Annotated in this window: 17 protein-coding genes; 5 read left to right on the top strand and 12 right to left on the bottom strand. The window is 64.9% G+C overall.

The features are described 5' to 3' along the window. Window positions 1-13 precede the first annotated feature (13 nt). The 9 genes from KC8_RS08200 to KC8_RS08160 form a co-directional block, all read right to left on the bottom strand. Entirely contained in the window at window positions 14-403 is a 390-nt protein-coding gene (locus tag KC8_RS08200) for a RidA family protein (protein ID WP_010127570.1), read from the bottom strand. Window positions 404-430: 27 nt separating this feature from the next. Further along, window positions 431-1,597, bottom strand: coding sequence for an acyl-CoA dehydrogenase family protein (locus KC8_RS08195; RefSeq protein WP_010127569.1), 1,167 nt, complete (start codon window positions 1,595-1,597; stop codon window positions 431-433). Between the two features lie 3 nt (window positions 1,598-1,600). After that, entirely contained in the window at window positions 1,601-2,416 is an 816-nt protein-coding gene (locus KC8_RS08190) for an enoyl-CoA hydratase family protein (protein ID WP_010127568.1), read from the bottom strand. Further along, a complete protein-coding gene (locus KC8_RS08185) occupies window positions 2,413-2,901 on the bottom strand; it encodes a MarR family winged helix-turn-helix transcriptional regulator (protein ID WP_010127567.1) in 489 nt (162 codons plus the stop codon). Before KC8_RS08185 ends, KC8_RS08190 begins: the two co-directional genes overlap by 4 nt. After that, window positions 2,898-3,650, bottom strand: a complete 753-nt coding sequence (locus tag KC8_RS08180) for an SDR family NAD(P)-dependent oxidoreductase (protein WP_198360973.1) — start codon at window positions 3,648-3,650, stop codon at window positions 2,898-2,900. The genes KC8_RS08185 and KC8_RS08180 overlap by 4 nt, the downstream gene beginning before the upstream one ends. 11 nt (window positions 3,651-3,661) lie before the next feature. Next, window positions 3,662-5,971 (bottom strand): bifunctional salicylyl-CoA 5-hydroxylase/oxidoreductase, encoded by a 2,310-nt coding sequence (locus KC8_RS08175; RefSeq protein WP_029624820.1) that lies wholly within the window; start codon window positions 5,969-5,971, stop codon window positions 3,662-3,664. A gap of 399 nt (window positions 5,972-6,370) precedes the next feature. Further along, window positions 6,371-7,045, bottom strand: coding sequence for an orotidine-5'-phosphate decarboxylase (pyrF, locus tag KC8_RS08170; protein ID WP_010127851.1), 675 nt, complete (start codon window positions 7,043-7,045; stop codon window positions 6,371-6,373). Beyond that, the gene (locus KC8_RS08165) at window positions 7,042-7,371 is read right to left on the bottom strand and encodes a LapA family protein (RefSeq protein ID WP_010127850.1); all 330 of its coding nucleotides are present in this window, start codon (window positions 7,369-7,371) and stop codon (window positions 7,042-7,044) included. Before KC8_RS08165 ends, pyrF begins: the two co-directional genes overlap by 4 nt. A gap of 66 nt (window positions 7,372-7,437) precedes the next feature. Next, window positions 7,438-9,741 carry a patatin-like protein gene (locus tag KC8_RS08160; RefSeq protein ID WP_010127849.1) on the bottom strand — a complete coding sequence of 768 codons (2,304 nt, stop codon included), beginning with the start codon at window positions 9,739-9,741 and terminating at the stop codon, window positions 7,438-7,440. Window positions 9,742-9,847: 106 nt separating this feature from the next. Here KC8_RS08160 and tgt point away from each other — a divergent pair, with 106 nt between their 5' ends. Both tgt and KC8_RS08150 read left to right on the top strand, forming a co-directional pair. Beyond that, on the top strand, window positions 9,848-10,978 hold the full coding sequence (tgt, locus tag KC8_RS08155; protein ID WP_010127848.1) for a tRNA guanosine(34) transglycosylase Tgt: 1,131 nt from the start codon (window positions 9,848-9,850) through the stop codon (window positions 10,976-10,978). Next, window positions 10,975-11,499 (top strand): GNAT family N-acetyltransferase, encoded by a 525-nt coding sequence (locus KC8_RS08150; protein WP_010127847.1) that lies wholly within the window; start codon window positions 10,975-10,977, stop codon window positions 11,497-11,499. Before tgt ends, KC8_RS08150 begins: the two co-directional genes overlap by 4 nt. Window positions 11,500-11,644: 145 nt before the next feature. Here KC8_RS08150 and KC8_RS08145 read toward each other — a convergent pair whose 3' ends face one another. The 3 genes from KC8_RS08145 to KC8_RS08135 form a co-directional block, all read right to left on the bottom strand. Then, complete coding sequence (locus KC8_RS08145; protein WP_010127845.1) at window positions 11,645-12,172, bottom strand: SRPBCC family protein; 528 nt, start codon at window positions 12,170-12,172, stop codon at window positions 11,645-11,647. 185 nt (window positions 12,173-12,357) lie between these two features. Further along, window positions 12,358-12,963 carry a TetR/AcrR family transcriptional regulator gene (locus KC8_RS08140; RefSeq protein WP_010127844.1) on the bottom strand — a complete coding sequence of 202 codons (606 nt, stop codon included), beginning with the start codon at window positions 12,961-12,963 and terminating at the stop codon, window positions 12,358-12,360. A gap of 45 nt (window positions 12,964-13,008) precedes the next feature. Further along, on the bottom strand, window positions 13,009-14,169 hold the full coding sequence (locus KC8_RS08135; protein ID WP_010127843.1) for an LLM class flavin-dependent oxidoreductase: 1,161 nt from the start codon (window positions 14,167-14,169) through the stop codon (window positions 13,009-13,011). Between the two features lie 154 nt (window positions 14,170-14,323). Between KC8_RS08135 and KC8_RS08130 the strand changes: the two genes are divergently transcribed. From KC8_RS08130 to KC8_RS08120, 3 genes are read left to right on the top strand one after another with little or no spacing between them, the layout of a single operon-like run. Further along, entirely contained in the window at window positions 14,324-15,358 is a 1,035-nt protein-coding gene (locus tag KC8_RS08130; protein WP_010127842.1) for a zinc-dependent alcohol dehydrogenase, read from the top strand. Further along, entirely contained in the window at window positions 15,355-15,801 is a 447-nt protein-coding gene (locus tag KC8_RS08125) for a cupin domain-containing protein (RefSeq protein ID WP_010127841.1), read from the top strand. Before KC8_RS08130 ends, KC8_RS08125 begins: the two co-directional genes overlap by 4 nt. Next, window positions 15,798-17,057 carry an MFS transporter gene (locus tag KC8_RS08120; protein WP_010127840.1) on the top strand — a complete coding sequence of 420 codons (1,260 nt, stop codon included), beginning with the start codon at window positions 15,798-15,800 and terminating at the stop codon, window positions 17,055-17,057. The genes KC8_RS08125 and KC8_RS08120 overlap by 4 nt, the downstream gene beginning before the upstream one ends. Window positions 17,058-17,098: the final 41 nt, after the last annotated feature.

Genomic DNA, 17,098 nt, shown 5'->3' with positions numbered 1-17,098 from the left:
CGCCGACCAATGATCAGGAGATGACGGCGGTGGCTTCGATTTCGAGCAGCGCTTCGTCTTCCATCAGCGCGCGGACCTCGACCACCGACATCACCGGGAAGTTGCGGCCCATCACCTCGCGATAGACCGCGCCAACCTGCTTGGCATTGGCGAGATATGCCTGCTTGTCGGTAATGAACCAGGTGAGGCGGACGATATGTTCCGGCCCGGCATCGGCCTCCGCCAGCACCGCCAGAATATTGCGCAGCGCCTGTTCGAACTGGCCGGCGAAATCCCTGGCGACAAAGGTTTCGGTTTCATCCCAGCCGATCTGGCCGGCGACGAAGATGGTGCGGCCGGCGGCCTCGATTCCATTGGCATAGCCCTTCGGACGTGGCCAGCCTGCGGGTTGCAATGTTCGCATGGTAGTTTTTCTTCCTGATTGACCGGCTTACTGCGCCTGAAGGGCTGCGCGCGCGATGACGATCTTTTGCACCTCGCTTGCGCCCTCGTAGATGCGCAGCGCGCGGATTTCGCGATAAAGGCGTTCGACCATCACACCCGATCTGACACCCATGCCGCCGAAGATCTGGACGGCTTTGTCGATCGTCGCCTGGGCGCTTTCGGTGGCGTGGAGCTTGGCCATCGCAGCTTCGCGGGTGATGCGCGGCTGCCCGTTATCTTTGGCCCATGCCGCGCGCAGGATCAGCAACTGGCTGGTGTCGTTGGCGAGGGCCATGTCGGCCAGCGCGACCTGAGTCATTTGCAGATCGGCGAGCGGTGCGCCGAACAGCTGGCGGGTCGACGCGCGGTGCATCGCTTCGTCAGCGGCGCGACGCGCGAAACCGAGGGCCGCCGCGCCCACGGTCGACCGGAAAATATCGAGCGTCGCCATGGCGATGCGAAAACCATCGCCCGCACCACCGAGCAGGTGATCGTCCGGAATGAAGCAATTGGTGAAACGCAATGTTGCCAGGGGATGCGGGGCGATCACGTCGATCCGTTCGACTATCTCGAAACCCGGCGTGTCGGTGGTGAGGACGAAGGCGGATAAACCCTTGGCTCCGGGCGCCTCACCGGTACGGGCGAACAGGGTGAGGACATCGGCGATGCCGCCGTTCGATATCCACGTCTTTTCGCCGTTGATCAGGTAGCCGCCGGCAACCTTCGTCGCGGTGGTGGCCATGGCGGCGACGTCCGATCCGGCTTCCAGTTCGGAGAGAGCGAATCCGGCGATCAGTTCGCCACGGGCGACGCGACGCAGATAGCGTTCGCGGATCACATCTGTCGCGAACAGGCTGATCGCGCCGGTGCCCAGTCCCTGCATCGCGAAGGCAAAATCGGCGAGGCCGGAATGGTAGGCCAGCGTCTGCCGCGTCAGGCAGAGCGAACGAACGTCGAGTTTTTCGGTCAGCCCGCCGAACGCGGCCGGCACGGCGAGGCGCAGCCAGCCGGCACGGCCGAGCAGCTTCACCAGCGTCCGGCAATCGGCCTCGACATCGCCGGTTTCGTGGTGGAGCGCCGCTTCATGCGTCTGGCACCAGCCCGACAGCCGCGTGTGGAGATCGCGATGATGCTGGTCGAGGAACGGCCAGTCGAGAAAGCTGGTGTCGGCCATGGTTCAATTCCCTTCGAAGACGGGCGTTTGCTTGGCCACGAAGGCATCATAGGCGCGGGTGAAATCCTGCGTCTGCATGCAGATCGCCTGCGCTTGTGCCTCCATTTCGATCGCGGTTTCGATGGAGACATTCCATTCGATGTTGAGTTGGGTCTTGGTCATCCCATGGGCGAAGGTGGGGCCGGCGGCGAGCGCGCGGGCGGTGGCGAGCGCTTCGTCGAGCAAGGCTTCGGGTTCGACGAGGCGGTTGTGGAAACCCCAGCGTTCGCCTTCATCGGCGCCCAGGGTGCGGCCGGTGAACAACAGATCGGACGCGCGGCCCTGGCCGATGATCCGGGGCAGGATAGCGCAGGCGCCCATGTCACACCCGGCCAGCCCGACGCGGGTGAACAGGAAGGCGACCTTGGCGCGCGGGGTGGCGATGCGCAGATCGGATGCCATTGCGATGATCGCGCCGGCACCCGCGCACACGCCGTCGATCGCGGCGATCACGGGCTGCGGGCAGCCGCGGATCGCCTTCACCAGATCGCCGGTCATGCGGGTGAAAGCGAGCAGTTCGGGCATCGCCATTTTCGTCAGCGGACCAATGATGTCGTGCACATTGCCGCCCGAACAGAAATTGCCCTCGGCGCCGGTGACCACCACCACCTTCACCGCCGGCACATAGACGAGCGCGCGGAAGGTATCGCGCAGTTCGGCATAGGATTCGAACGTCAGCGGGTTCTTCTGCGACGGCTTGTCGAGCGTGACGGTGGCGACGCCATCGGCGAAGGCCCAGCGGAAATGGGTGGGCGCAAAGGTGGTGGGATCGAACGTCATGCCTTGTTCCTTTCGACGGATGCGCGCACGCGATTGAGGCCGTCCAGCAACGCATCGATGTCGGCGTCGCTGAGATCGGACAGATATTGTTCCACCCAGCCTTCGTGGGCGGTGGCCATCGCCCGGAAATCGGCGCGGCCCTGCGCCGTCAGCCGGACGGTGATGCTGCGGCGATCGAGCTGGCTGGTGATGCGTTCGACATGGCCGTCATCGATCAGCCGCGCGACGACGGTGGTGACGTTGCCGCCCGATACGAGGAGCGCGGTCGAAAGTTCGCCCATCGTCAGCCCATCGGGTGCGCGGTCGAGGGTTGCCAGTACATCGAAGCGGGGGAGGGTGGTGTCGAACCGGTCGATCAGATTCTGGCGGATGCGCTTTTCGATCACCGTCGAGCAGGACAGCAAGCGGAGCCAGAGGCGGAGCGAACGCTTGGAATGCGGGGCGCCGCCATGCTTTTCGATGATCGGGGGAGGCGCGTCGCTCACATCACTTCTCCGCCGGCGATGGCGATCGCCTGCCCGGTAACGGAGCGGGCGGCATCGGAGACGAGCCACAGCACGGTGCCGGCTACTTCGTCGGGATCGATCAATCGTTGCTGGGGATTGGCGGCGGTGAAGGTGGCGAGGGCTTCGGCTTCGGAACGGCCGGTCTTCGCGACGATGCGGGCGACGGAGGTGCGGATGATATCGGTATCGGCGAAGCCGGGGCAGATCGCGTTGATCGTCAGCTTGTCACCGGAATTCTCCAAAGCCAGCGAGCGGGTGAGGCCCAAGAGGGCGTGCTTGCTGGCGGTGTAAGCCGTTACGTATGCGTAACCTTTCAGCGCGGCGGTGCTGGCGATGTTGATGATCCGGCCGCCATCCAGCACCTGCATTGGTCCGATCACCTGTTGGATTGCGTGGACCGCGCCCATCAGATTGACGTCGAGACACTGGCGCCAATCGGCGGTGCTGGTTCTGGCAAAGGGCGCCGACGGCGCGACGCCGGCATTGTTGACGAGGATCGCGACAGGGCCGGACGCCACGACAGCAGCCGCGAAGGCGCGTTCGACATCGGCGGGGTCGGCAACGTCGCACATAATCGCGCGCGCGTCGGGAAGGGCGGCTTCCAGCTTGGCCTGATCGCGGCCCATGATGGTGACGGCATGGCCGGCATCAAGCAGCGCGCGGGCGATGGCGAGGCCGATCCCGCTGCCGCCCCCCGTTACCACCGCATGCCTTGGTGTTTCGCCCATCATCCGTCCCCTCAGACCAGCATTGCCATCTGGGCTGCGCGTTCCAGATTCGTCGCCAGCTGTCGATAGCCGGCATCATAAGGCGGGGGGACGGGAGGTGCGGCGTAGCGCTGTTCGGCGGCTGCCCGCAGCGTCCAGTGCGGATCGATCAGATGCGGGCGGGCCAGCGCGCACAGATCGGCACGGCCGGCGGCAAGGATCGAATTGACGTGATCGACCTCGAAAATATTGCCCACCGCCATCGTCGCGCAATGCAGTTCGTTGCGGATCAGATCCGAAAATGGCGTCTGGAACATGCGGCCGTAAACCGGCTTCTGGTTCTTCGCGACCTGCCCGGCGGACACGTCGATCAGATCGGCCCCGGCGGCGATGAAGGCACGGCTGATTTCGACGGCTTCATCCGGGGTGACGCCCTGTTCGCCAACCCAGTCATGCGCGGAAATGCGCACGGCCATCGGCCGATCGACCGGCCAGGCGGCGCGCATCGCCCGGAACACTTCCAACGGGAAACGCAGACGATTTTCGAGGCTGCCGCCATATTCGTCGGTGCGCCGGTTCTGCACCGGGCTGATGAAGCCGGACAGCAGATAGCCATGGGCGCAATGCAGTTCGACCATCGCGAACCCGGTGTCGACCGCGCGGCGGGTGGCGGCGACGAATTGATCGCGCACTTCATCCATGTCGGGGCGGGCCATCGGCCGGGGCGTGGCGTTGCTTGCGCTCCACGCGACATCGGATGCGGCGATCAGATCCCAATTATCGGCGGCAAGCGGCTCATCCATCCCTTCCCAGCCGATGCGGGTGGAGCCTTTCGACCCCGAATGGCCGAGCTGGAGGCACATTTTCGCGCCGCTGCGTTCATGGGCGAAGGCGACGATGCGGCCCCAGGCGGCGGCCTGTTCATCGTTCCACAGGCCGGGGCAGCCCGGCGTGATCCGCCCGGTCGGGGAAACGCAGGTCATTTCGGTATAGACCAGCCCGGCCCCGCCCATCGCGCGGGCACCATAATGGACCATGTGAAAATCATTGGGCAGGCCATCGACCGCCGAATAGGTGGCCATCGGCGACACGACGATACGGTTGGCCAGCGTCATCCCGCGCAACTTGAACGGAGTGAACATCGGCGGGGTGGGGGTATCGCCGGTGACACCGGCACGTTCGGCAAACCAGCGTTCCAGCCCGGCCAGCCAGTGCGGATCGCGCAGCCGCAGATTTTCATGGCTGACCCGCTGGCTGCGGGTCAGCAGCGAATAAGCGAACTGGATCGGTTCGAACGGCAGGTAGCGATCGAGCGTTTCGAACCAATCGGTCGAGTTGCGCGCCGCACTTTGCAGCTTGAGCACTTCGAGCTGGCGGACCTCGCGATAATGGACGAGGCCTTCGGCCAGCGGCCGGCTGTCATCCCCCAGCACATCGGCCAGCTTGATCGCGTCTTCCAGCGCCAGCTTGGTGCCCGATCCGATCGAGAAATGCGCGGTGTGCGCGGCATCGCCGAGCAGGATGACGTTCTGATAATGCCAGTTGTGGCAGATCACGCGGGGGAAATTGATCCAGGCCGATCCGCGGATGTGCCGGGCGTTGGTCATCAGTTCATGGCCGCCCAGCCATGGCCTGAAAATATCCTCGCAGATACGGCAGGTTTCATCCTGGCTGAGATGTTCGAAACCGAACCGATCATAGGTTTCGGGATCGCATTCGACGATGAATGTCGAACAATCGGGCGAGAATTGATAGGCGTGCGCCCAGATCCAGCCCTGTTCCGTCTTGCGAAACAGGAATTTGAACGCGTCGAACTTCTGGTGCGTGCCGAGCCAGATGAAGCGGTTGCGCTTCACATCGATATCGACCTGGAAATGATCGGCATAGCGCGTGCGGAAGCGGCTGTTGAGGCCATCGGACGCGATGACCAGATCGAAATCGCGCAGCAGTTCCGATTGCGGATCGGCATCCACCTCGACCCCGTAGCGCAGATCGACGTCCAGTTCGGCGGCGCGGGCCTGGAGGATGTTGAGCAGGCGTTTGCGGCCGATGCCGATGAAGCCGTGGCCGCTGGAACTGACCTTGCTGGATTTTTCGCCATCGTGGATTTCGACGTCGATATCGTCCCAATGCGCCAGTTCGTCGATCATCGTTTGCGCGCTGACCGGATCGACCGCCTTCAGATTGTCCATCGTCTGATCGGAAAAGACGACGCCCCAGCCGAAGGTGTCGTCTGGCTGGTTGCGTTCGAACACGGTGATATCGTGGCCGGGATCCTTGAGCTTCATCGCGATGGCGAAATAGAGACCGGCCGGCCCGCCGCCCACGCACGCAATCCTCATGATCGGCCCTTCTTCGTAATGCTGGATATGACGGGAGGATAGGCCGATGGCGAGAAACTTCAAGCATGAAATATTTAAGATTGAAATATTGGGGTGGAGCGTGGGGATTCGGGAAGGCCGCTTTGTCGGGGGGAGTGGACGCTAGCCCTGTTTCCCCCCCCCCTCCCTGGAAGGGAGGGGCTGGGGGTGGGTGTCGCCGCAGGCGATCAGCGCATAGGCCGGGGAAGCTCGCTTCGCTCGCGACCCACCCCCGACCCCTCCCTTCCAGGGAGGGGAGAGGGACGCGGGGATGACGGTCGATAGGAAAGCGCACGCGCCGAGGGCGATGCCGGCGGGTCCAGAAAGGCAGGATTTGGGGGCGCGGGCTTGAAGGGCGGCCGGTTGCCACCCTTCGGCGGCCTATAGTGTCGCTTCGATCGCGCGGGCGGCGTGGTCGGGGTCTTCGGCCTGGGTGATCGGGCGGCCGATCACCAGCACCGATGCGCCGGCGTCGAGGGCGGCGCGCGGGGTCATCACGCGTTTCTGATCGCCCAGATCGCCATTGGCAGGGCGAACGCCGGGGACGACGAAGAAACCATCGGGCCAGATGCGCCGGGCGGCGGCGACTTCGTTGCCCGAACAGACGATGCCGTCGATCCCGGCATCGCGGGCAAGGCCTGCGAGCCGTTCGACCTGCGCCATCGGATCGGGATCGAGGCCGATCGACGTCATGTCGCTGGCATCGAGGCTGGTGAGCATCGTGACCGCGACGACCTTGGTGCCCGCCGGGGCGGCTGCCTTGGCATCTTCCATCATCGCCCGGCCGCCGGCGGCGTGGATGGTGAGGATGGCCGGGTTGAGCGGGCGCAGTGCCTGCACCGCCTTGGCGACGGTGTTGGGGATATCGTGGAGTTTCAGATCAAGGAAGATCGGCAGATCGAGCGCCGCCATTTCCTTCACCCCGGCGCGGCCGTTGGCGCAGAAAAATTCCAGCCCCAGCTTGATGCCGCCGACATGGTTGCGCACGCGCATGGCCAACGCCTTGGCCTTTTCGAAATCCGGCGTGTCGAGCGCGACATAGATGGGTCTGGTCATGATACGGCCGGGGGAACGGGGATGGGGCTGGCGGCATCGGCCAGTACGGGCGTGGTGGCGGGCGCTGCGCTGTCATAGCCGCGGGCTTCGGCGAGCGCGCGTTCGCTGCTTTCCAGGCGGCGGCGCAGCGACCAGCGGGTCGCGCGGTGGAGAATCCAGGGCGGCAGAAGGCCGATCAGGAACGCGCCGAATATCAGCGCCGGAAGCTTAACATCCGCCTGAAGGCCGCCCCATAGATTGATCGTTACCGTATTCCAGTTCCGTGTCGCGAAAATGACCGCGGCTACCGCGATCGCGACCCAGAAAAGGGTGCGCAGAAATTGCATCGACCCGTTCTCCTTACAAAACCCATGTAAGCCGAAAGCGTCGCGTTTGGCAAAGGGGCGGGAGAGTTACCCCACTTCGCGTTCGAGCTGATCGAACAGCGGCTGGATCGCGCCGAGATGGCTGCGTTCCTGCTTCAAAATCGCCCGAAACGCCTGTTTCTTGAGCGTGGCGACGGTGCCGGGAGGAAGCGTAACCCCCAACGGCAGCGTGGAAATGACGATATCGATCAGCCGTTCGGCGCCATGCAGCCGGCCCCACAGATAATCATTTTCGCGATAGGCGCGGCTGAAAAAGGCGCCGAAGCTGTTGAACTGGATACCCTTCAACGTCGCTTCGGCCCCGCCTGCGCGGATCGCGCTGCAATCGTCCGGGGCAATGCGATCGACCAGAACGGGGTTGAACTCATCGGTGCCCTCGGCGTGGAGCAGCGGCAGGGTGGCGATGTCGTAGAAGGGGAAGCCGAGATAGCCGAGCAACACCGCGCGGCGTTCCGCCTTGGGCAAGGCCGCCAGCGCGGCAGCGAGGATGTCGTCGGCGCGCTGATCGACAAGCCGCAGATCGCGTGCGGCGGCCAGCGCGGCCATCGCGGCGGCGGGATCATCCACGGCATTTTCGGCGGCGGCGATCGCATCCGGCCCGAAGAAATCATCCATTTGGCGATCGAGATAGAGGGCCAGCGCACCATAAGCGGCGTCGCGCGCCTGTTCGATCGCGGGGACGGGGGTGGCGGCGGTTTCCTCGATTTCGCCGATACGGCGGATCAGCGCGCGCAGGCGGCGGATGCGGAAGCCCAGATCATGATCGCTGAAAAAGGCGACGGCCGCCTCGCTTGCCCCATTGGCGGAAAGCGTGCCCGGATCGGTCAGGCCGCTGGCGCGGATAGCTTTCCAGATGGCGTGGCGCATATGCGTGTGGTGGCCGCGATCGGCGCTGGCGAGGGCGGCGATCTGGTCGATCGCGTCCTCCACCACACCCGAAAGTTTGAGGTGGCCGTAGGCGGCATAGGCATAGCCCGACTGGCGGGCGGCGGCATCCTGCGCCTTGGCGCGCCAGGCGGCGAGGCGCGCGGGGGTGGGGCTGTCGAGAAAGAAAGTGCGGCCGAACAGGGTTTCGATCACGCCTTCCACCTCGGGCCGGATCGCTTCGACGATCTTGCTGGTGCGGCGGATGCGGCGCGACCGCGCCTCGATCGCATCGAGATTGTCGCCAATCGGCTGTTCGCGCGGAATATCCGACAGCGCGCCGAAGATCGTGGCGAAGAAGCCGGGCAGGTCGTCCTTGTCCTTGCCCAGCCGGATCGAACGGCGGCCGGGCTTGGGATCGATATAGACGAAGCGGCGATCCACCTCGCGCCGGGCGGGGCGATCCTTCAGCGCCTCGATCGCCGGGCCGAAGGGCGCGTTGGCGAGCACCGATCCGTCGATCAGCACCGCGCTTTCGGCCGATCCGATCGCGGCATGGCGGGGGAAGGTGCGCGCCAGAAACGCCGCGCGTCCCGGCCATGCGCGCTCGCGATCCGCCAGCACGCCATCCAGTTCGGCCACGGTGAACGGCGGAAAGGCGCCGGGGAAGCTGGCGGTTGCGCGCGCGGCGAAGGCGAGTTCGGCGGCGTCGCCCAAAAAGCGCGGGACATGGCCATGATCGCTGAGCGCGATCTTCAGCCGATGTTCGGTTTCCACCACTTCGGGCGGGGAATTGAGCGGCAGCCGCTGGGGGTGGCCGTGGAAATCGGTGACGGTGACGAGCAGATCGAGCGGCTGGCCCGGTGGCAGCAGCGGCGGCCCGGCCTTGCTGCGCGCCATGGCATCCAGCGCATCGAGGATCAGCCCGGTGAAGCCCGCCCCGCCAAAGGGCGGCGCGAACCAGCGCGCCCGCACGAAGCGCGACAGCTTGGCGCGGACTTCCTCGCGCGCTTCGGCATCCACCGTCCGTTCGATCGTGCCGCCGCGCTTGCCCGCCGCCCACCAGGCGATGGGCGCCGCCCACATCTTGGTTGCGCGCGAAAGCGGGCGGGCATCGGGATCGACCAGCACATCGACATCGGCCTTTTCCAGCCACAGATCGGTGAGCGGTTCGAGCGACTGGCCGCTGGCGATCGCCTGGCCCAGAAACACGCCGTTGATGCCGCCGGCACTGGCCCCGGCGACGATATCGACGAGTATGCGGATGCGGATGCCGGTTTCGCGTTCGATCGTTTCCAATAGTTCGCGATAGACGGCTTCGCTGCCGTTGGCGCATGGCTCGGCGGCATGAAAGGCGCGGCTGGCGCGGGCGAGACGCCACACTTCCAGCGTGATTCCGTGCATGTAGACGGCCAGGCTGATCCCGCCATAGCAGACCAGCGCGAGCCGGAGTTCCTTTTCCCGCATGGCCGGGATGTGGCACGGCGGGGCCAAGGATGCAAAGCGCGCATCTCGACAGGCCTTCTCGACGCGGCTTCTCGACTCAGGGGCGATCGCGCGGCATGGGGCGGGAATGACCGATCAACCCCGTTTCGCTTTTTCCGTTGCTGCCACCGATGGCGCCGCCCGCACCGGCACGATCGCCATGCGCCGCGGCGAAATCCGCACGCCGGCCTTCATGCCGGTTGGCACCGCCGCTACCGTGAAGGGAATGAAGCCCGCCGATGTGCGCGGCATCGGCGCGGATATCATCCTGGGCAATACCTATCATCTGATGCTGCGCCCCGGCGCGGAACGGATGGCGCGGCTGGGCGGGTTGCACCAGTTCATGCAGTGGGACCGGCCAATCCTGACCGACAGCGGCGGTTATCAGGTGATGAGTTTGAGCGATCTCGCCAAGATCACCGAAGAAGGCGTGGCGTTCAAATCGCACCTCGATGGATCGCGCCACATGCTGACGCCCGAACGATCGATGGAAATCCAGCGGTTGCTGGGATCGGACATCGTGATGGCGTTCGACGAATGCACGCCATTCCCGGCAACGCGCGAGCGGGCGGCATCGTCGATGGAACGATCGATGCGCTGGGCCAAGCGTTCGCGCGACGGGTTTGACGCGGGCGGCGACCATGCGGCGAACGCGGCGCTGTTCGGCATCCAGCAGGGATCAATGGACGAAGATCTGCGTCGCCAATCGAGCCAGGCGCTGATCGATATCGGCTTTGACGGCTATGCGGTGGGCGGCCTTGCCGTGGGCGAAGGGCAGGCGGAAATGTTCCGCGTGCTGGATTTCGCGGTGGATATGCTGCCCAAGGATCGGCCGCGCTACCTGATGGGGGTCGGCAAGCCCGACGATATCGTCGGCGCGGTCGAACGCGGGATCGACATGTTCGATTGCGTGCTGCCAACCCGTTCGGGACGCAACGGACAGGCCTTCACCTGGGATGGGCCGATCAACATCCGCAATGCCAAATTCGCCGAAGATCTGGCCCCGATCGATCCGGAATCGCCGATCGCGGGATGGAGCCGGGCTTACCTCCACCACCTCGTCAAATCGGGCGAGATGCTGGGCGCGATGCTGATGACCGAACATAATCTGTGGTTTTACCAGCAGCTGATGGCGGGCCTGCGGGACGCGATCGCCGAAGGGCGGCTGACCCGGTTCGCCGATGATTTCCGCGCGCGTTACAAGGGTAACAAGGCGTGATCCGGCGCGCGGTGGCAAGCGATGCGGCAACCCTGTCGCGGCTGGCGATCGACACCTTCTTTGAAACCTTCGTCGATGGGTTCGGCATTCCTTATCCGCCGGCCGATCGCGATGCTTATGCCGCGACGAAACTGGCGCCGACCGTGTTCGCCGAACGGATCGCCGATCCGGCGTTCGGCGTGTGGGTGGCCGAGCATGACGGGGCTGCCGTCGGCTTTGCAGTGGCGGGGCCATGCGGGCTGCCGCATGCCGATGTGGTGGACGGCGATCTGGAACTGAAACAGCTCTATCTGCTGCAATCGGCGCAAGGGCTGGGGCTAGGCGGTGGCCTGTTCGAAACCACGATCGCGTGGATGGAGGCGCAGGCCCCGAACGCGCTGTGGATCGGTGTGTGGTCGGGCAATATCAAGGCGCAGCGGCTATATGCGGCGCTGGGGTTCGAGAAAGCCGGCGAATATCAGTTCGCGGTGGGCAGCTGGCTGGATGACGAGTTCATCCTGCGGCGGGCGGGACGGGGATAGGCGGGGGATTGCCGGGCGTTCTCTCTCAATCGTCATGCTGAACTTGTTTGGGCTGTCGCCCGCCTTCGGCTTCAGCATCCATCGTGCCTTCGCAGACCGTTGCGCGCGGGGAGAGATGGACCCTGAAACAAGTTCAGGGTGACGATTATTGGGTACAGGCCTTACCCGCCAGATACCGCCGCAACCCACCCATTGCCTCGTCCAGCATCGCTTTCAGGAAGGTCGGGAAATCCATGTCGGCGGACAGGAATGTCAGGCCGTCGAGTGGCTCGCACGCCAGGGTCCAGGTGACGCGGGTGCCGCCATCGGGCAGGGCATCGAAGGTGGTGAGTTCGAGCTGGGCGGCGGCCAGCGGCTGGGTGGCGCGGTTGATGATATAGCCCCATGCGTGCGGGGCATCCCAGATCACCATGGTTTCATCATGCACGCAGCCGGCGACCCAGGATTTGCGGATCATGCCGATGCCGGGCGCGCCTTCATGGACGACGCGTTCGACATTGGGGAACCAGTGCGGCCAGCTTTCCGGATCGCAGAACGCATCCCACACGGCCTGGCGGGGGGCGGCGATGGTGGACGTGACGACATAGCGGGTCGGGGCGGTTTCGATGAAATCCGGCCCGACGGCGCGGAAGTCATACCATGTCGGTGTTGCGGGGGGCTGATCCGTGTCCATGGCCCGATTGGTGCGGGAACGGGGCCTGCCTGTCCATAGCGCGCAAGCGACCTGTTTGGGCGATGGGGCCGGATAAGGGTGGGTTGACGCGTTTGAAGGGCTCCATCTGCTGTCCTTCCTCCCCTCCCTGGAAGAGGGAATGAAGTACGCTTCCGCTGACTAGCTTATCCTACACACCACGCTGTTTACGCCTTCGCCACGCCGTTGAGGATGATTTCGCTGAGGCTGTCGACGATCGCATCCGATGGGGCGGCGGTGCTGACGAGCATGCGGAACAGGACCGCGCCGATGACGATATCGAACAGGGCGTCCGGATCGACCTGTTCACGGACAAGGCCGAGTTTGACGCCGCGGGCAATGATCGCGCGCAGTTCGGCGCGGGTGTCGCCTTCCAGCGGGCTGTGCAGTTCTTCGCGCAGGGCGGGTTCGCGCTGGTAGGACACGATCATGCCGATCGCGGCGGCGCCGATATCGGGCTGGCTGTAGCGGCTGTAAATCTGGCGGACGAGCGCGCGGACTTCGCCGGTGATCCCTTCGCTGTCGATCACATCGGGCAGGTGGCCGCCGCCGCCATTGGCGACTTCGCTGGCCAGATGCGCCTTTGACGGCCAGCGCCGGTAGATGGAGACGCGGGAGATGCCGGTCGCCTGGGCGATGGCTTCGAAACTGAGCGCTTCGAAACCGCGCGTCGCCAGAATCTTCCGCGCGGCTTCGAGGATCGCAATATCGGTTTCCGGGTTGCGCGGGCGGCCACGTCCGCGCGCATCGGGCAAGGATGAGCCTGTCGCCATGCCGGCGGCTCTAGCCGTTCGCCACGGCGACAGGCAAATGCGGCGTCAGGCTGCGTCTTCCTGGGCGTTGTCCGCCGCATGCTTGGCAAAGGCGTTCTGGTTGGCGGTCATGATCGTTTCGATGAAACCGTCGCGCTTTTCGCGGCACCAATCATAGCTTTTCTGGCGGGCGGCGTTGTCGCCGTTGATTTCCGGCAGAACATAGCGCGCGAGCATTTCATACGACCGGCGGGTATCGACCGGGTTCGCCCAATTCTTTTCGAGCAGCAGCAGACAGCCGAAATCGGGCACCTTCTGTTCGAGCCGGCGGATCTGGGCGACGGCATCGTCGGGCGTGCCGATGACGATTTCCTGCCGTTCGATCAGGTCTTCCAGCGTGTGGTGCGCGGGCGAATCCGCCAGCTGTTCGGACTGGTTCTTGATGTAGAGCAGATAGCGTTCATAACCTTCGCGCGCCTGATCCATCGCCTTGTCGCGGGTTTCGGCGATGTGCATTTCAGTGGCGCAGCGGATGCGCGAGGGCGACATGACCCGGCCGCGCTTGGCCGATTCCGCCTGCGCGATGGCCCAGTTGGTCGATAGCGCATCGAACCCCTGATACATGGTGGAGGCCAGGCACAGCATCCCGGCATCATATTTGGCCGCGAGCACGCCGCCGTTGGGCGAAAAGGTGCTGGCGACGCACAGCTCAAGATCGCGGTTGTAAGGCAGCACCTGGCAATGCGCGTCGCGCAGATTGTACCAGCTCGACTGTTCGGTGATCCATTCGCCGGCGAGCAAGCGGGTGATGACGTTCAACCCTTCATCGAGCTTGGCGCGCGATTCCACCGCGTTGAGGCCGAGCATATGTGCGTCGGATACCAGCAACCCCGGCCCCGCGCCGAAGATCAGCCGGCCGTAGGTGAGGTGATCGAGCTGGGCGATGCGGTTCGCCGTCATCAGCGGGTTGTGATAGGGCAGCGAGATGACGCCGGTGCCAAGCTTGATCCGCTTGGTGCGCTGGGCCGCCGCTGCGATCATCAGTTCGGGCGAGGCGCTGAGTTCGTAGCCGCCGCTATGATGTTCGCCATACCAGAATTCATCGAACCCCAGATCATCGGCATAGGATGCCAGTTGGAGATCGCGTTCGAGCGCGAGCGTGGGGCTTTCATCGAGCGGATGGAAGGGCGCCAGAAAAACACCGGCCCGAAGCTTCACGTTACGCATCGTCTCTCCTCACATCCCAAAACCACGACTCACCGGTCGATTGGGTGCGATGATATTATTTACGTTACACACTGTAAATATAATTTGCGGGCAGCCCGCGAATATGGAATCTCTGGATCCAAGATCCCGAACGGGACGAACCAGGAGAGATGCCATGAAGGCTGCCAATTATGTCGATCCCGGCAAGATCGAGATGCGCGCGGACGCGACGCGACCAACCCCGGCACCCGGCGAAGTGCTGGTCGCCGTCGAAGCCTGCGGCATCTGCGGGTCGGACCTGCACATGTATCGCAACGACAGCTACCGCGATCGCCTCGCGCGCAAGACGCCTGAAGGATATGAGGTGCCGGGCCACGAATTTGCCGGGCGCATCGCCGAACTGGGCGAGGGCGTTTCGGGCTGGACGGTGGGCGAAAAGGTGGTCGGCGTCACCGGTTTCGGCGGGGGCATGTCCGAATATGTGACGGTGCCGGTGAACCCCTATCAACTGGTGCGGATGCCCGATGGCGTGAGCTTCATCGAAGCAGCGACGACCGAACCGATGGCCGATGGCCTTCAGATGGTGCGCAAGGCGGCGATCCGCGAGGCTGAAAATATCGTCGTGTTCGGGGTCGGCATCATCGGGCTGGGCGTGATCCAGGCGATCCGCGCGCAGGGAATACCGGCCGGGCGGATCGTGGCGATCGACGTGCAGCAGGCGCGGCTGGACAAGGCGCTGGAGATCGGCGCGACCGACGTGGTGAACGCGCGTGATGGGGATGTGTTCGCCGCCGTCGCGGCGATCTGCGGCACCGAGGAAGGGTATCGGGGGATTTCCGCCAACGTGCCGGTGATCTTCGATTGCGCGGGCTATATTGCGCACATGGCCGGGCCGCCGCCGCTGGAAACCGCGCTCAGGCTGGTATCGTTGCAGGGCGGGCGGATCATCTGTTTCGGCGGGTTCGAAGGCGCGATGACGATCGACATGGGGCCGATCATCCAGAAGGAACCGGTGATCATGGGTTCCAACGGCTATGCACCCGAGGAACTGGTGCAGGCGCTGGAATTGATGCGGGCCGGGGCGGTCGATCGCCAGACGCTGATCTCGCACCGTTTCCCGCTGGATGACATATCCGAGGCGTTCGAAACGCAGTGCCGGCCGGATGCCGTGAAGGTGGTGCTCGACATTCGCGAAGGCGCAGCGGCATGAAGCGGATCGTCACCACCAACGGCGCGGATGGCCGATCGCGCGTGCTGATCGAAGCCGAAGTTCAGCCGTTCGGGATGATCTGGGAAGCCGGGCCGGACGACTGGCTGGGCCATGATCCCGAACCGGACCGCGAGACGCTGGATTTCCGGCCGGGCCATGTTTCGGCGCAATATATCGAAATTCCGCCCGATGCGGTGATGGCCGAATATCTGGCGCAGGGCGTGGCCGGGCTGGACGGCGACGGGTTCCACCGCACCGGCACGCTCGATTATCTCGTCCTGATCGAAGGGCGGCTGGTGCTGGAACTGGACGAAGGCACGGCGGAGCTTGCGGCCGGCGATGTCGTCGTCCAGCGCGATACCAACCATGCCTGGCGCAATCCGGGGGATTGCCCGGCGCGCTGCCTGGCAATCATCGCCCGTCCGCCGGTGGCCGCCCAATGACCGGGACGGCCGGCACCGCGCCGTTCGCAGGCGGGCGCATGGTGGCGCTGGCGTTCATGGCGCAAAGCCTGGCCGTCGGGCCGACCTTTGGCGCGTTCGGCCCCTTGCTGATGGAATTCGAGCGCACATTCGGCATGTCGCGCGGGGCGGTATCGCTGGCCCTGTCGCTGGTGGTGCTGGCGAGCGGATTGTTCGCCCCGGTGATCGGCCTGCTGGTCAACCGCATCTCCATACGCCGCACGCTGATGCTGGGGGCGGTGTTGCTGACCGCCGGTTATGGCGCGCTGGTTTTCGCAAAGAGCGGAACGGCGATGCTGCTGATCTACGGCCTGCTGATCGGGCCGGGCGGCGCGCTGCTGGGCTGGCTGCCCAACGCGACGCTGGTGACGAACTGGTATGCCGAAAAACAGGGGCGGATGCTGGGGTTCGTCAGCATGCCGCTGGTGGTGATGGCGGTGCCGCTGATCGTCGTCGCCTTGCTGCCGAATATCGGGCTGAAGGGCGTGCTGATCGCGCTGGCCGCGGTCCATGCGATCGCGTTGCCGTTCCTGCTGATGGTGATCGACCGGCCGGAGGATATCGGCCAGCGGCCATATGGCGCGGCTGCGGCCGCCGCTGCGGCGGGCGATCCCGATGCCGCACCCGGCGTGTCGATGATGGGGCTTCTGGCCATGCCGGCCTTTCTGTTGATCATCATCGGTGCGGGGCTGGCGGTGGGGGCCGGCGTCAGCAAGACGGTGCACCTTGTGCCGCTGCTCACCGAACGGGGCTGGGATCTGGAACGCGCGGCGTTGCTGCTGTCGATTTCGGGCGGCACCGGCGTGGTGGGATCGCTGCTGTTCGGCTGGATGGCCGATCGCTGGGGCGGAGGCGCGGCGCTGATCTTCAATTGCGCGGTTCAGGGCGTGGTGTGGATGATCCTGATCCTGCCCGTGGGCTTTGGCGTACTGGTGATCGACGCGATTATCATCGGCATGTGCGGCGGCGGCTTCGTTGCGGCCAAGGCGGTGCTGGTGAACCAGCTGTTCGGCCGTAAATCCTTTGCCCCGGCAATGGGGCTTTCGGGCTTGCTGACGGTGCCCTTCCTGTTCGGCATGGCGCCGCTGGCGGGCTGGCTGCGGGACCAGACGGGCGACTATATGCTGGCCGTGTCCACGCATATCGCCGGTTTCGGCATCGCGGCTTTGTGCCTGACGGGGGCGACGATGATCGCCCGCCGCAACCGGCAGCAAGGGACCGCCGCAACGCTTGCCTGATCCCCGGTCGCGCGGATCGGCCACGAGTGTCGGAAATTTTT

The organism is Sphingomonas sp. KC8, from assembly GCF_002151445.1.
GTDB lineage: Bacteria > Pseudomonadota > Alphaproteobacteria > Sphingomonadales > Sphingomonadaceae > Sphingomonas_E.
The sequence above is the reverse complement of the archived record's forward strand: the minus strand, read 5'-3'. Positions and strand labels throughout refer to the sequence as shown.

Excerpts from the sequence above, each read along its gene's own strand:
- KC8_RS08130 (WP_010127842.1), top strand. The coding sequence starts at position 14,324 with ATGAAGGCTGCCAATTATGTCGATCCCGGCAAGATCGAGATGCGCGCG.
- KC8_RS08200 (WP_010127570.1), bottom strand. The coding sequence starts at position 403 with ATGCGAACATTGCAACCCGCAGGCTGGCCACGTCCGAAGGGCTATGCC.
- tgt (WP_010127848.1), top strand. The coding sequence starts at position 9,848 with ATGACCGATCAACCCCGTTTCGCTTTTTCCGTTGCTGCCACCGATGGC.
- KC8_RS08145 (WP_010127845.1), bottom strand. The coding sequence starts at position 12,172 with ATGGACACGGATCAGCCCCCCGCAACACCGACATGGTATGACTTCCGC.
- KC8_RS08175 (WP_029624820.1), bottom strand. The coding sequence starts at position 5,971 with ATGAGGATTGCGTGCGTGGGCGGCGGGCCGGCCGGTCTCTATTTCGCC.
- KC8_RS08125 (WP_010127841.1), top strand. The coding sequence starts at position 15,355 with ATGAAGCGGATCGTCACCACCAACGGCGCGGATGGCCGATCGCGCGTG.
- pyrF (WP_010127851.1), bottom strand. The coding sequence starts at position 7,045 with ATGACCAGACCCATCTATGTCGCGCTCGACACGCCGGATTTCGAAAAG.
- KC8_RS08165 (WP_010127850.1), bottom strand. The coding sequence starts at position 7,371 with ATGCAATTTCTGCGCACCCTTTTCTGGGTCGCGATCGCGGTAGCCGCG.
- KC8_RS08120 (WP_010127840.1), top strand. The coding sequence starts at position 15,798 with ATGACCGGGACGGCCGGCACCGCGCCGTTCGCAGGCGGGCGCATGGTG.
- KC8_RS08140 (WP_010127844.1), bottom strand. The coding sequence starts at position 12,963 with ATGGCGACAGGCTCATCCTTGCCCGATGCGCGCGGACGTGGCCGCCCG.
- KC8_RS08180 (WP_198360973.1), bottom strand. The coding sequence starts at position 3,650 with ATGGGCGAAACACCAAGGCATGCGGTGGTAACGGGGGGCGGCAGCGGG.
- KC8_RS08195 (WP_010127569.1), bottom strand. The coding sequence starts at position 1,597 with ATGGCCGACACCAGCTTTCTCGACTGGCCGTTCCTCGACCAGCATCAT.
- KC8_RS08135 (WP_010127843.1), bottom strand. The coding sequence starts at position 14,169 with ATGCGTAACGTGAAGCTTCGGGCCGGTGTTTTTCTGGCGCCCTTCCAT.
- KC8_RS08190 (WP_010127568.1), bottom strand. The coding sequence starts at position 2,416 with ATGACGTTCGATCCCACCACCTTTGCGCCCACCCATTTCCGCTGGGCC.
- KC8_RS08160 (WP_010127849.1), bottom strand. The coding sequence starts at position 9,741 with ATGCGGGAAAAGGAACTCCGGCTCGCGCTGGTCTGCTATGGCGGGATC.